We start from the raw sequence: 13,359 nt of genomic DNA, 5'->3' as shown, positions 1-13,359 counted from the left end.
ACGAGCGCTTTTTTAAAGGCGCTCGTCAGTTCCGGTGCTTGACCGGATCACGTTCCACCTACAGAACGGACAGGATGATCCAGAGCCTTACTGTCATCCTGCTTTATCTCGTGTCGTTGCCGCTTTTTGCGCTCACTCTGGCGCGGCAACCGCATAAAGATCTTCCGCCTTGGGCTATCTGTCTTTCGTTAGTTGCAACCGAAACCTCCACATTGACGATCGTCAGTGTTTCTGGCGTGGCATACCTGCACGGATATGTCTTTCTGGGGTTGGCAGTCGGGTATCTGCTCGGACGCGTGGCTGTTGCCTGGTGGTTTCTGCCTCTGCATGAGCGGGGCGCGACATCCATCTATCGGTATGTCGGTCAGCGGTTCGGAACGCGTCTTCAGAAGCTGGTGTCTGGCACGTTCCTGCTGACGCGCCTTCTTGCCGAAGGTGTGCGTTTGTACGCTGGCATGATTCCGGTTTCCCTGTTGTGTGCGAGTATCGGCTATCCCATTCCGGATATTGTCCTGCTCATGGGGATTGTCATTCTCACGCTGGCTTATACGCTGGCCGGTGGTCTGAAGGCTGTCGTCTGGTCCGACACGCTTCAATTGCTTCTCTATCTCGGCGGCAGTGTCGCGTGTGGGGTCGTGCTGTTCAGCCGCTCAGGGACTGATATTTTTCATGCGGCTCCCATGTTTACTGCGGGATTGCCAGCATTCACCAATCCTTTTTCCGTAGCCGGAGCTGTTGTTGGCGGCGCAATTCTTTCCCTTGCCTCACACGGTACAGACCAACTCATGCTTCAACGTTGCCTCGCAGCAAAGACGCTCAACGGCGCGCGGGCAGCGATGATTGGAAGTGTGTTTGTCGTGGCGTTGCTGTTCGCCCTGCTCTCCTTTGTCGGGGTGGGGTTAAGGGCGCTTTGGCCTGATTATCACGGTGCCCCAGACGCACTTTTCCCGCAGTTTGTTCTGACATTGCCCCCTATTCTGCGCGGACTGCTCGTAGCTGGTATTCTGGCTGCGACAATGGGATCTCTTTCCAGCGCCATGAATTCAATGGCAGCCGCGACAAAAAGCGATTTTTTTCCGAAGAAGACGCTGTCCCTGCGGACGGCGACCTGTTTCTGGGCTGTTCTTCTTGTTGTGACCGCGCTGTCTTTCTCTCACCCGACTGGCTCTGCCGTCGTATTCGGGCTCTCAATCGCGTCTTACAGCTATGGTGCGACGCTTGGAGTGTTTTTGCTGGCTATGGTCGGACATTCACGAGATGAGGCAAATGGGATTGCCGGTTTTCTAACAGCCGTTGTTGTTTTGGCCGGTCTGGCGATGGTCAGGATTGGAGGTCATCCCATCGCCTTCCCTTGGCTGGTGCCCGCAGGCGTTCTGGCGACTTTTGCGGGAGCTAGGGTTTTCTCACAGCTGCGGCGGATGGGCTTCCAGAAATAAGGCCATTGCTTTCTGAGCCATGGCAGCATCTTTGCCCAGCTCGATGAGCGCAGGAATCTGCGATGGCTGCCTGACGAGAGAGGACAACAGTCCGCCAAGATGGATGGCGCCATCCTTGAGGCCATCCCGTGCAGCTGGCGGCAGGCTGCGGGTTGAATCATCGCAGACGACACGAAGGACTGCGAAAGGCTTGCCGGTTCTGGCTATTGCGCCGCTTTCCATATCGACGGCGATGCAGCCTGTGGTTTCGTAGAGACGGGATTTTTCTTCCGCCGTTTCGATGAGGCTGTCGCTATGAAGAATGCGCCCTTGACGGGCATGGTCTGCTCCGAACTGTATGCTCAGACCCGCATCGGCCTCGTAACTTGTACCGCTCATGACAACACGATCTGCCACGATGATCGTGCCCGGTTTCACGCTGGTTGACAGTCCGCCAGCGCACCCGAAGGATAGCAGACGTGTGGCCCCAGCGCGCAGAAGCCTCTCGGCTCCTGCCACAGCGCCTGATGCTGTAGCATTGCTCAAAGCAATCGGTGCGTCCGGCAGGAAACGGCGAATGATGCGCGCTTCCTGCTTCATTCCCACTAGAACACCCAGCATCAAAAACCGTATTCCACGCGACCAGTGTTGCTGGTTCCCAGATTGCGGTAACGTGAAAGAGCTTGAAGCGGGAAGAACTGTTTATAGCCGTGATAGCGGAGGTAAAATACCTTCGGGAAGCCAACAGCGTTATAGGCGTCTTCCTGCCATTCGCCGTTATCATCCTGCTTTGATGTCAGGAAGTTGATGCCGCGCTTAACGGCTTCACTATCACGGCGGCCTACAGCCATCAGCGCGAGAACAGCCCAGGCGGTCTGTGACGGAAGGCTCTCCTTGTATGTGCCTGGAGGCGCGCCTTCATAGGTTGCGCAATCTTCGCCCCATCCGCCATCCGCACGCTGAACATCTTCCAGCCATGTGACGGCGCGCTTCACCATCGGGTCATCATAGGAGATGCCCGCAATGTTCAGGGCACAGAGAACAGACCAGGTGCCGTAGATATAGTTCGTACCCCAGCGACCGAACCAGCAGCCTTCTTTTTCCTGCTCTTTGCGCAGGTAATCCAGTGCCTTGTCGATGACTGGCCGGTCTTCCGGATGACCAAGCTGACAAAGGAAAGAAATGCACCGTGCGGACACATCGGCGGTTGGTGGGTCCAGGAGCGCGCCATGATCCGAGAATGGAATATGGTTCAGCATTTCGAGATCATTATCGATATCGAATGCGCCCCACCCACCATTGGTGCTTTGCATCCCAATGATCCATTCCCGTGCGCGTTCAATGGCTTCACGGTTCTCTTCAGGATCAACACGATGCAGAAGCATACCGACAACAGCCGTATCATCCACATCCGGGTAGTAATCGTTTTCGTACTGGAAAGCCCAACCGCCCGGACGTAAATTGGGTGTGTTGACCGCCCAGTCTCCTTTGACATCCAGGATCTGGCGGTCCCGCAGCCATTCAGCGCTTTTCTTGAGCTTCGCGATGGTTTCGTCCCGTTTGGTGGGATGAGCACCGGATGCCGCTTCCATCATGGCAAGCCCTGACAGTCCTGTATCCCACACAGGTGAAACGCAGGGCTGGCAGTAAATTTCGTCTTCTTTTTGAACAAGAAGGTCCTGAATGGACTCCCATGCCGTGACCACGCGCGGATCGCTATCGGGCACGCCAAGCGCGCGATACATCATGACCACGTTGGCCATGGCAGGGTAGATCGCTCCAAGGCCGCCACGACTCAGGCGCGGTTCGATAAAGTTGATGGCAGCCTTGATGGCCTTCTCATGGATGCGGTTAGGAATGAGCGGCAGGACAGGCCGAAGCGCAGAGTCCAGATGTTTGAAAGCCCGTCCCCAGATTGAGCGGTATGGGCCTCGGATCCAGTCCTTGACCAGCTCAGGTGGTTTGACAAACAGTTCCTGAATATGAATGCCACGCGGATTGATGGCAGTAGGCTTCATAGCTCCCACTGCCAGCATCGGCGCCAGCACACATCGTGACCAATACGACATGTTCCAGACTGAGAAGAACGCCTTCCGCGGGAGCAGCATGAGCTCAACCGGCATGACAGGCGTCGCATCCCAAGGCACTTCACCATACAGGGCAAGCTGGATGCGTGTGAACACATTGGACCGGGCGGCCCCGCCGTGGTCCAGGATGGCTTCGCGGGCGCGACGCATATGTGGCGCGTCTATACTGTCCCCGATGGCCTTGAGCGCGAAGTAAGCTTTTACACTTGCGGACAAGTCAAAGCCGCCACCAAAATAAAGCGGCCAGCCCCCATGTTCGCCCTGAATGCGGCGCAGATAAACGCCGATCTTGTCCTGCTTTTCCTGATCAATACGATCAAGATAATGCTCTAGCAGAACGTATTCGGCAGGAATGGTCGCATCTGCCTCAAGTTCAAAAACCCAATGTCCGTCGTCTTTCTGGCGATTGCCCAGAGCGGCATGGGCCCCCTCAATGGCACGGTTGACGTTTTCGGCGTCGACAGGCTTGTGGGAAAGGGTCTCGCTCACACGGTCCTCCTTTTCATCAGGATAGATCAGCATTGTTCAGGTCTCCCGGGACATGCAGCCCTCATTCTCGGGAGTTGTGTTACAGCCATGGTTTGGAGAGCACTCATCACGTTTCCGTGTTTTTCACGGCAGAACGGAAACCCAGAGCGCTGACAGCTGCCAGTCCGGATTGAATGGCCCCTTCGATTGTTGAGGGAAGCCCCGTATCCGTCCAGTCTCCCGCAAGTGCCATATTTACGGTGTCTGTCTTCGCTTTGGGGCGACGGCGGTTTTGCTCTGGTGTCGCGGCGAATGTAGCGCGTTTTTCCCGTAGCAGCCGAGCAGGTGGCATCGCGACCGGGAGTGGCTGAGGCAGGATAGGATCAAGAGCACGCCGGATTTCAGACCAGATGGTGGCAAGCATCTCGTTGCTGTCCCGATCTGCGTAGCGATTAGCGGCGCTAACCGTGACGGAAAGGACGTCGCCTTTCAGAAAGATCCACTCTGAAATACCACCCACGAGACCTACAAAACCTGCCTGAGCGACGACGCCCCTCGCCTCTACGGGCGCAGCAAGTTTGAAATGCGCATTTGCAATGCTCTCGAACGCGTCTGGCACAACCAGTTCTGGCAACAGGTTCTGGGTTACTGGAGCGGGTGTAGCGACAATGACGTGGTCTTCCGGTCCAAGCTCAATGCGGCCTTCCGTCGTCTCAATGGCAGTCGCGCGGCCATTCTCTCTGATGATGGTGCTAACACGAACGCCCGTGCGGACCGTCGCATGGTAACGGATCAGATATGAAATCGCTGGGTCGACCAGTGTTTCAGATAGGCCAATTTTTGGGAACCAGGGGCAGCAGGCCATACCGCCTTGTGCCAGAGACTTCCGGATGACGTTTCCCAACAACAGTGCACTACCAGTGTGCAGGTCTGTGTTCAGAACCGAAATGGCGAAAGGCTCCAGGAGGCGTCGGCTCAACTGACCGGGTTTTAGGCATTCTTCCACAATGGTTGTGTCATCAGCCTTCAGGAAACGCCCGAGGGACGCCAGTTCGGAAAGCTTCATGCCTGGAACGCGGCGACCGCCAGGTAATGCCCAGAACGGGACTTTTCCTTTGGAAAGGCGAAGTGTCCAAGCCAGATCTTCTGCCAGATCATAGTAGGGAAAGATCGGAATACCGGGGCCTGCCAGTGTGTGACGGGCGCCGAGAATATCCAGATACCGGAATGTCAGGCCGTTGGCCGACAGCAGAAGATGGTTGCCGTTGTCGATCAGGGTATCAAGCGTGCGGTCATGAAAAGAGCGTGCGCGTCCGCCACAGGCAGGGCCCGCTTCATAGATCGTGACCTGGGCCTGGGCGGCAAGTTCTACGGCAGCAGACAGACCGGACAGGCCTCCGCCAATAATATGAACGTGGCTCATCGGGCTTACTTCACGTATGCCGCCAGAGCGCGGACTGCCCGCCAGCCTTTACTGACTTTCGGAGAAAGCTCCGGGTTTTTCCATCCACGCTTTTCGAGGGCGTTCAGGACAGGCTCATAAGACGCTGCCATCATGCGTGCTGGACGCATGGCGGTGCTGTCGCATTCTTTCATTGCGCGGCGTGCTTCACGGAAATGATCATGAGCGCGGCGGCTCAGGATACGTGCCACATCATCCAGGCCGTGTGCGTACAGAGCTTCTTTTGGATTATTGGGTACGTTGAAGCGTTCCAGCAGTTCTGACGGAAGGTACAGCCGGTCTCGCGCTGCATCTTCAGCAATGTCGCGCAGAATGTTGGTAAGCTGGAGGGCCCGCCCCAGATGTTTGGAGACACGGTCAGCCGCAGCAGAAGAGTCTCCGAAGGCACGAACCGAGAGGCGGCCCACGGCTGAGGCAACACGATCGCAATACAGATCCAAGGTTTTCTCGTCAGGCGCGACAATGGGGGCGCCGCAGTCCATGGCCATGCCATCAATGACTGCGTGGAAATCTTTGGCTTGCAGTTGGAAACGGAAGATCGCTGCGACAAGAACACGGTCCAGCGCGTCTCGCGTTTCTCCCTGATACAGCCGGTCTATGCGTTCATGCCATTCCTGCAAGGCCTGTGCGGGATCAGCGACGCCAGCGTCTCCATCGGCAATGTCGTCGACCTGCCGGCAGAACGCATAGATCGCAAACATGGCCTGCCGTCTCGCAGCCGGTAAGACCTTCATACCTCTGGCAAAAGATGTCCCGGAGGCTGTGACAATGTGCGCAACATGGTCAAGATCGGCCTGCGCGCAGGGAAGACCAGAAAAAGCACGCGCCCTGCTGAAAACCATGTCTGTCACCTGTTCTGTTTCAGAAATTCTGCGTTCTAGCCCCAAACCGGGATGTCACAAAGCCGACACGAACGGAATGGGATGCCATACGTTTGTATGATGCCAAATGGCAACACTCTGCCTAAAGGAGTATCCGATGAATTTCCGTTTGTCTCTGATCCTTCTGTCCTGCCTGACTGCGGGTTCAGTTGCCCATGCAGAATCGTCGACAGTCACCGCCCATGCTGATCACCTGCTGAACGCATCCCATTCCTGGAACGGAGTAACCTACACGCCGTATTCCACGTCCCAGCCTGAAGTGAGCATGATCCGGCTGACCATTCCGCCTCATACGGCCCTGCCCTGGCATGTCCATCCATTTCCAAACGCTGGTTATGTCCTGCAGGGAACGCTGAAAATTGAAGACCGTGAGAGTGGCAAAACCAGAACCTTTCATCAGGGCGAAGCCTTTGCGGAGTCAGTGAATGATGTGCACCGTGGTGTGTCAGGAGATGTCCCGACCGTTCTTCTGCTGACCTATGCGGGCGTTGAGGGGAAGCCGACCTTTATCCCCGTGGACAAGCAGAAACCGGAATACTGAAATCCGATTTCATTTCGGGCTTTGACAGACAGATCGTTTCGTTTCTAGTATGTTTTCAGACACACTAGGAGCGTGAGCCGAGCATGACCGACTGCCTGTCCCCTGAAGCAAAAGACGATCTTCTCTCACGCGGTTATTCCCGTCGTAGTCTGGGCCGCGTGGCTGCACTGATGAGTGCAGGCATGGCAGTTCGGTCCCTTGTTGGGCGTGCGGAGGCTTCCCCCCTCACCGCGCTGCCGCCCGGTGATGTCACCAAGATGGTCCGCATCGGCAGCAATGAATGCTGGACAGGTCCTTTTCCAGCAGCTGCCAAGGCGGGTGCCGCTGCCGTTTTCGAGGGAAACCGGTATGATCCGAGTGGCCATACCCGCGAAGATCTGATCCGCACAGCTGCCAAGATCGACAACGTCCCAGAAAATTGCATTCTGCCATGGGGTGGTTCGTCCGACCCGCTCTGTCGTACGATCGTGACGTTCTGTTCCCCGACGCGCGGTCTGGTCACAGCTGACCCAAGCTACGAAGCCGGATGGGTGGCTTCTGAGTGGCTCAAGATTCCGTTGGCCAAGGTGCCGCTGGACGCATCGAACGGTTATAAGACCGATGTGAAGGCGATGCTGAAGGCTAATCCGAATGCCGGCGTTTACTACATCTGCTCACCGAACAATCCGACCGGCACCATCACGCCGCTGGAAGATATTCGCTGGCTGGTTGCGAACAAGCCTAAAGACTCCATTGTTCTGGTTGATGAAGCCTACATCCATTTCTCTGACGCCCCGAGCGCCGTTTCGCTCGTTGCTGAAGGACGCGATGTAGTTGTCCTGCGGACGTTCTCGAAGATGTTCGCCATGGCCGGTCTGCGGCTGGGATTCAGCATGGCGCCACCGGCCCTGCATGAAAAAATGATGCGGTATGATGGCGTGAACCAGACGCACATGCTGCCAGTCCCTGCTGTAATCTGCGGCACGAAGAGCCTGACAATGACGTCAGACATTGATGCGCGCCGTCGTGAGATGATTGCAGCCCGCGCCATGACGTATGAGCACCTTCAGAAGAAGGGAATCAGCTTCATTCCTTCTGATGCGAACATGTTCGTGATTGACTGGAAGCGTCCTGCGGCACCGATCAAGGATGCGTTCTTGAAGGAAAACATCATCATTGGTCGTTCCTGGCCGATCTGGCCAAATGCCTCTCGTATTACGGTTGGCTCGATGAGTGACATGAAGAAGTTTTGTGCGGCGCTAGACCGTATTATCGGCTGATTTGCCTGAGGGGAGGCCTGAAGCCTTCCCTCATCTTATTTAGTTCGATGGAAAGTAGCGCATAGCCAGAAGCAGTGCCTTTGCGCCGTCTGATTTCGTCAAAGAAACGCGTTCTGCAACAGGATCCTGACGTCTCAGTTTGCGCGTCAGAATATGCGATAGCTCCACAATAACAGCAGCTTCGAGCCGCATCCGGCGATCCTTGATCAGCATCGGTAATCCGCGGGCTTCGCGATTCAGCGTATCCACCCCATCCAGCATTCTATCAAAAACACGGCGTAGGCCTGGCTTGCTTCGCACAAGCCGAAGATCGTCGATGGTAACGCCTTCTTCAGCCAGCCATGGAAGCGGAATATAGCAGCGATCCAGCGTCTTCAGATCTTCAGATGCATCCTGAAGATGGTTGATGACCTGCAATGCGGAGCACAGAGCGTCTGATGGCGCCAGAGTTTCCTGCCCTTCTGCGTGTAGCAGCAGAAGAAAACGCCCGACCGGGTTAGCCGAATACCGGCAGTAATGCAGGAGTTCCTGCCAGCTCTCATAACGTGTCTTCTCGGCATCCATGCAGAATGCTTCAAGGAGATCTGTCGCCGTCTCAAGCGGAACGCCTGTTTTGAGAAGCACCTCTCTTAATTTTACGGCTGTCTGCGCGTCCGCTCTTTGAGGTGCCTGGATTTCCCCACGAATGACGGCAGCCATCCCTTTCAGCCGCGCAATTTTCTGCTGGGGCGTCAGGTCGGGAGTGTCCACCATGTCATCGGCAACGCGGGCGAAATTGTAATATGTGTGAACATACGGGCGCAGGCGCCGGGAAATCAGCAGAGAGCCGACAGGAAAATTTTCGTCAGTCTTGCCTTTGGCGGAGGTGACGTCTTTCGTCCCCCAGATGTCTTCTGTCACGATGCCTCATCCGTATAGGAACGATTTTTCCAGCGTACGCCGACCCCTCTGTGGTGGTCTATGGCTGAGCCGACGGTAGCAGCCATATAAAAGGCCGCGACGAATGGTAGCGGTAGCGCCCGCCATAATGGGAGACCAAACCTTTTCAAGGTTGGCAGAAAGGTTGCGCAAGACACGAGATAGGTCAGAAGTCCGACTTTTCTCGTGCGCCCCTTACCAAAAAGCGCCAGCCCGACAGGGAGAAGCCAGATCAGCGTCATTCCCAGAATGGTCGCCAGCAACAGCAATGGAGACTGGCGCAACTGGACGTAAGCTGTCCGGGCAATCATTTCCCAGATGTCTTTAGCGCCGCGATAGGGCCGAACTGACCACGCAAGCTCGCTGTGTCCCAGATAGAGACGACCGCCTGATCGTTTGACATGTGCTGCGAGTGTGCAGTCATCAATCAGTGCACCTCGAATGGCTTCAATGCCGCCAATCCGCTCCAGAGCGCGTCTACGAAGAAGGATCGTTCCTCCCGCTGCTCCCGCAATGCGGGACCGTTCACTGGCCGTCCAGGCAAACGGATAGAGCATGGCGAAGAAGTAAACGAAAGCTGGAACCAGAAAGCGTTCAGCCGAACTCTCGCAGTTAAGGGCGACCATCTCTGAGACCATGTCGAGATCGTCTTCCCGGGCCTTGGCCAGAAGCGTGGCCAGATGCTGCGGCGCATGCATGATATCGGCGTCGGTGAATAGAATATAGCCGTAAGGCCCAATGTGGTTCAGGGCCTCTTGGGCACCCTGGTTCACGGCCCACAGCTTGCCGCTCCACCCAGGCGGCCGGGGCGCTCCGGTGAGGACAATCAGCCGGTTATGGGGGTCAGGTACGGCGCGTGCCAGATCCCCGGTTCCGTCCGTACTGTTATCATCCACGAGAATGACGGAAAGTTTGCCATCGTAGTCCTGTTCCAGAAGAGATTTCAGGCAAGACTGAATGGACTCAGCTTCGTCACGTGCCGGCACCACGATCGCAACATCTGGTGCGCAAGGCGGTGACGAGCCTGCTTTGAGAGTTGGACCACCCTGCCAGAATTTCCCATGGAAGAGTGAGAGGTAAATCCAGGCTCCAAGACTGGTAAGTGCGCTTCCAAACAGCATTATTTCATACGTCCATGCAGACGGAACCAGGAAATTGCATCAGCGATCGCATCCCGTGCAGGGCGGGGTGCATAGCCCAGTTCTCTCTGTGCCTTGAGCGATGAGAAAAACATAAGCTTCCGGGACATGGCGAGTGTTTCGCGCGTCACGCGAGGCTCGATCCCAAATCCTCGCGCAAGCCATTCGGAAACCACGGCAACTGGATAGAGCCAGGATTGCTTGAGCTTGACCCGGGGCGGCTTGACGCAGGCGATTTCACTGGTGAGCCGGAACAGGTCTCCCAGCATCATGTTCTCGCCACCAAGGATATATTTTTCGCCAATCTTGCCGCGTTCCAAAGCGAGAACATGGCCTTCAGCAACATCGTCTACATGAACGATGTTCAGTCCAGTCTCAACATACGCAGGCATTCGGCCCGAGGCGCAGTCGAGGATCATCTGCCCCGTAGGTGTTGGCTTGATGTCCCGCGGGCCGATAGGGGTTGATGGATTAACGATAATGGCTGGTAGGCCCTTCTCCCGAACCAGCTTCAGGACTTCCTGTTCCGCTCGATATTTGGAAAGTTTGTACGTACCGATGACGCTGCTTTCCGTGACGTATGTTTCTTCGTCAGCTGGCGTCCCATCCTTGTTCAGGCCCAGAGCGGCAACGGATGAACAGTACACGATCTTTTCTACGCCCGCTTCAAGCGCTGCAAGCATAAGGTTCCGTGTGCCGTCTACGTTCGCTTTCATCATGACGGAAGGGTCCGGGACCCAGAGTCGGTAGTCGGCAGCGACGTGAAAGAGGATCTTCACACCTTTGAGAGCGGCAGGAAGGGTCGTCGGATCAGACAGATCCCCGATGGCAAGTTCCGCGTCGAGCTCTGCAATGTTGGAACGGTCCGAGTTTTCGCGAACGAACAGACGCAGGCGGTGCCCACGTTCCCGGAGCACGCGGGCAACAGCAGAACCGACGAACCCGGTAGCCCCTGTAACGAGTGTGACATCGTTCATGGTGGCAATCTTCTCCTCGGCTCATCAGCAACAGGTTGAAATTTTTCGGCCACCATACTGCCGGTGGCTTTCGGGGGAAAGCGTCTGCAAGACTGGAATATTGCAGAGCTGTGGGTTAGAGCGTGTTGCGAACGGTATGTGACGAAGACGTTGAAAAAAACTCTCCCTATTATTCTCTCCCTTCTGGGTGTGGCTCTTTTCACATTCATTGCCGCCAAGGCAGGCATCCAGCCAGTCATGGAAGCTCTTGGAAAAGTTGGCGTCGGAGGTTTCTTCCTTCTGGTGCTGATCCAGCTTGTTCTGGATATAGGTCTCGGCCTTGCCTGGAAGGCAGCAGTACCGCAGATCGGTCTGGCAAGATTGACGGGCGCGCGATTTGTCCGCGATGCGGCTGGGGCCTGCCTGCCCTTTTCCCAGCTTGGCGGAATGGTCCTTGGCGTCCGTGCGACCCTGGCCGGGCATCAGGCTCGGGACGTCGATGGTGAAGATCTGCACTGGCCGGAAGGTGTGGCGGCTAATCTGGTCGATATCACAACAGAGGTTCTGGGGCAGATTGCCTTTATTCTCGTTGCGATTCTCTGCCTCGTTGGCCATCAGGGAGCGGCACGATTTATCTGGCCTCTGATGGGCGGCATGGTGCTGCTGTCTCTTGGGATTGCTGGCTTCATATGGACGCAGCATCGTGGTGGGTCCATGATCCGCAAAACTGCCACGTTCTTCGGACGCCACATCGCCGCTGACTGGCGAGAAAGCCTGATCGGAAATACGGACATCTTTCAGGCTCGCCTGGAAGCGCTCTGGGGGCGCCCGGATCGAATTATGCTTGGCGCAATCGTTCATTTTAGTTGCTGGGTCGGTGGTGCAGTCGCCACATGGACTGCTCTGGAGCTTTTGGGCGCCCACGTCGGGTTTCTGTCCGCACTTGCCATTGAGGGAGTGGTGTGTGGAATCATGTCAGCTGGTTTTCTGGTTCCGGCTGCCCTCGGTGTGCAGGAAGCAGCATATGTCGCGCTTGGCCTGATTTTTGGAATAGACTCACAGATATCCCTTAGTCTGTCCCTGCTCCGTCGCGGGCGTGACATCCTCATCGGCATCCCTGTTCTTCTCGGATGGCAGGTCGTGGAGATGAATCGTCTTCGTAAGGAACGGGCCACTCTTGTCGGCTCGCATGAAGACGCAGTCTCTTCTGTTCTGAAAAAAGCCAGAACGACTGCGATGACTGGATCTGTCAGCAAGGATGGATCATCAAATCGTGAAAATGAAAAAGAGGACGACGCAGCTTTCGCAGCCGCGTCGCGTACCCTGTAATGCCGCTTTTTCGTTCTCTGGCAGTCATTGGCCCTGGACTGATCGGCTCGTCTGTCCTGCGGCGCGCCAAGGAAATGGGCGCACTGGCGGAAATGCTGATCGCGGCTGATATCAATCCTGCTGTTCTTGAGCGCGTACGGGAGCTCGGGATTGCCGACGTCGTTACAGACGATATGGCGCAGGCAGCGCAGGCTGAGTGCGTGATGATCTGCGTTCCTGTCGGAGCGGTAGAGGCTACGGCGCGCGCTCTTCTGCCTCACATGCGACCGGGAGCGATTCTGACGGATGTCGCATCTGTACGCGGGAAACTAGGACCTACAATACAGGCACTCCTGCCCGCTGGTGTGGATTATGTTCCTGGTCATCCTATGGCTGGAACCGAGCACTCAGGGCCAGACGCTGGTTTTGCAACGCTTTTTGAGAACCGCTGGTCGCTGCTCGTGCCGCCAGAGGGCGCAAATGAGCTTGCCGTAGAGAAGATCCAGACGCTGTGGGAGCTTTGTGGCGCTCGCACAAAAATTCTTCCTGATGACAAGCATGACCGTATTTGTGCCATGGTGAGTCATCTTCCCCATCTGTTGGCTTTCACGATCTGCGATACGGCGGACAATCTTTCCGAAGAAATCCGTGCAGCCGTTCTCGATTATGCAGCGTCGGGGTTTCGTGATTTCACACGTATTGCGGCTTCTGATCCCGTCATGTGGCGAGATATCTTCATCGCCAACAAGGACGTCCTGCTAGAGACGCTGGATCGCTTCGTCGCAGATGCTCAAGGTATGGCGCAGGCGATACGTGAAGGTGATGAGGTAGCGATTACGAGCCGGATTGAGAGAGGTCGAGCCATCCGGCGCACACTGATCGAAAATCGACAGGCCTGAGTATTTTCCCTTCCTGTAAGAAAACT

General features: G+C 56.2%; 12 protein-coding genes. 5 read left to right on the top strand and 7 right to left on the bottom strand.

The window, feature by feature from the left end; translation table 11 throughout:
* Nucleotides 1–74 precede the first annotated feature (74 nt).
* Nucleotides 75–1,436 (top strand): sodium:solute symporter family transporter, encoded by a 1,362-nt coding sequence (locus tag KP708_RS03800; RefSeq protein ID WP_215750459.1) that lies wholly within the window; start codon nt 75–77, stop codon nt 1,434–1,436.
* Here the strand turns inward: KP708_RS03800 and KP708_RS03795 are convergent.
* The 4 genes from KP708_RS03795 to hpnD all read right to left on the bottom strand — a co-directional run bounded on the left by KP708_RS03795 (nt 1,404) and on the right by hpnD (nt 6,274).
* A complete protein-coding gene (locus KP708_RS03795; protein WP_215750458.1) occupies nt 1,404–2,036 on the bottom strand; it encodes a hypothetical protein in 633 nt (210 codons plus the stop codon). The genes KP708_RS03800 and KP708_RS03795 overlap by 33 nt on opposite strands.
* The gene (gene shc / locus KP708_RS03790) at nt 2,036–4,024 is read right to left on the bottom strand and encodes a squalene--hopene cyclase (protein WP_215750457.1); all 1,989 of its coding nucleotides are present in this window, start codon (nt 4,022–4,024) and stop codon (nt 2,036–2,038) included. The genes KP708_RS03795 and shc overlap by 1 nt, the downstream gene beginning before the upstream one ends.
* A gap of 73 nt (nt 4,025–4,097) precedes the next feature.
* Nucleotides 4,098–5,393, bottom strand: a complete 1,296-nt coding sequence (hpnE, locus tag KP708_RS03785) for a hydroxysqualene dehydroxylase HpnE (protein ID WP_215750456.1) — start codon at nt 5,391–5,393, stop codon at nt 4,098–4,100.
* A gap of 5 nt (nt 5,394–5,398) precedes the next feature.
* Entirely contained in the window at nt 5,399–6,274 is an 876-nt protein-coding gene (gene hpnD, locus KP708_RS03780) for a presqualene diphosphate synthase HpnD (protein WP_215750455.1), read from the bottom strand.
* A 136-nt stretch (nt 6,275–6,410) separates the two neighbouring features.
* Between hpnD and KP708_RS03775 the strand changes: the two genes are divergently transcribed.
* Nucleotides 6,411–6,854, top strand: a complete 444-nt coding sequence (locus KP708_RS03775) for a cupin domain-containing protein (RefSeq protein ID WP_215750454.1) — start codon at nt 6,411–6,413, stop codon at nt 6,852–6,854.
* Between the two features lie 83 nt (nt 6,855–6,937).
* A complete protein-coding gene (locus KP708_RS03770; RefSeq protein ID WP_215750453.1) occupies nt 6,938–8,113 on the top strand; it encodes a pyridoxal phosphate-dependent aminotransferase in 1,176 nt (391 codons plus the stop codon).
* A gap of 39 nt (nt 8,114–8,152) precedes the next feature.
* On the opposite strand, the gene hpnC is transcribed toward KP708_RS03770, so the two are convergent.
* From hpnC to hpnA, 3 genes are read right to left on the bottom strand one after another with little or no spacing between them, the layout of a single operon-like run.
* On the bottom strand, nt 8,153–9,013 hold the full coding sequence (gene hpnC, locus KP708_RS03765) for a squalene synthase HpnC (RefSeq protein WP_215750452.1): 861 nt from the start codon (nt 9,011–9,013) through the stop codon (nt 8,153–8,155).
* Nucleotides 9,010–10,152, bottom strand: coding sequence for a glycosyltransferase (locus KP708_RS03760; protein WP_215750451.1), 1,143 nt, complete (start codon nt 10,150–10,152; stop codon nt 9,010–9,012). Before KP708_RS03760 ends, hpnC begins: the two co-directional genes overlap by 4 nt.
* Nucleotides 10,152–11,147: a hopanoid-associated sugar epimerase gene (gene hpnA, locus KP708_RS03755; RefSeq protein WP_215750450.1), complete on the bottom strand. Its 996-nt coding sequence runs from the start codon at nt 11,145–11,147 to the stop codon at nt 10,152–10,154. The genes KP708_RS03760 and hpnA overlap by 1 nt, the downstream gene beginning before the upstream one ends.
* 138 nt (nt 11,148–11,285) lie before the next feature.
* Here hpnA and KP708_RS03750 point away from each other — a divergent pair, with 138 nt between their 5' ends.
* A complete protein-coding gene (locus tag KP708_RS03750) occupies nt 11,286–12,455 on the top strand; it encodes a lysylphosphatidylglycerol synthase domain-containing protein (protein WP_215750449.1) in 1,170 nt (389 codons plus the stop codon).
* Complete coding sequence (locus KP708_RS03745) at nt 12,455–13,333, top strand: prephenate dehydrogenase/arogenate dehydrogenase family protein (RefSeq protein WP_215750448.1); 879 nt, start codon at nt 12,455–12,457, stop codon at nt 13,331–13,333. The genes KP708_RS03750 and KP708_RS03745 overlap by 1 nt, the downstream gene beginning before the upstream one ends.
* Nucleotides 13,334–13,359 lie beyond the last annotated feature (26 nt).

The organism is Gluconobacter sp. P5H9_a, from assembly GCF_018812085.1.
GTDB lineage: Bacteria > Pseudomonadota > Alphaproteobacteria > Acetobacterales > Acetobacteraceae > Gluconobacter.
This window is presented reverse-complemented; position numbering and strand designations above follow the sequence as displayed.

Excerpts from the sequence above, each read along its gene's own strand:
- KP708_RS03800 (WP_215750459.1), top strand. The coding sequence starts at position 75 with ATGATCCAGAGCCTTACTGTCATCCTGCTTTATCTCGTGTCGTTGCCG.
- KP708_RS03795 (WP_215750458.1), bottom strand. The coding sequence starts at position 2,036 with ATGCTGGGTGTTCTAGTGGGAATGAAGCAGGAAGCGCGCATCATTCGC.
- shc (WP_215750457.1), bottom strand. The coding sequence starts at position 4,024 with ATGCTGATCTATCCTGATGAAAAGGAGGACCGTGTGAGCGAGACCCTT.
- hpnE (WP_215750456.1), bottom strand. The coding sequence starts at position 5,393 with ATGAGCCACGTTCATATTATTGGCGGAGGCCTGTCCGGTCTGTCTGCT.
- hpnD (WP_215750455.1), bottom strand. The coding sequence starts at position 6,274 with ATGGTTTTCAGCAGGGCGCGTGCTTTTTCTGGTCTTCCCTGCGCGCAG.
- KP708_RS03775 (WP_215750454.1), top strand. The coding sequence starts at position 6,411 with ATGAATTTCCGTTTGTCTCTGATCCTTCTGTCCTGCCTGACTGCGGGT.
- KP708_RS03770 (WP_215750453.1), top strand. The coding sequence starts at position 6,938 with ATGACCGACTGCCTGTCCCCTGAAGCAAAAGACGATCTTCTCTCACGC.
- KP708_RS03760 (WP_215750451.1), bottom strand. The coding sequence starts at position 10,152 with ATGCTGTTTGGAAGCGCACTTACCAGTCTTGGAGCCTGGATTTACCTC.
- hpnA (WP_215750450.1), bottom strand. The coding sequence starts at position 11,147 with ATGAACGATGTCACACTCGTTACAGGGGCTACCGGGTTCGTCGGTTCT.
- KP708_RS03745 (WP_215750448.1), top strand. The coding sequence starts at position 12,455 with ATGCCGCTTTTTCGTTCTCTGGCAGTCATTGGCCCTGGACTGATCGGC.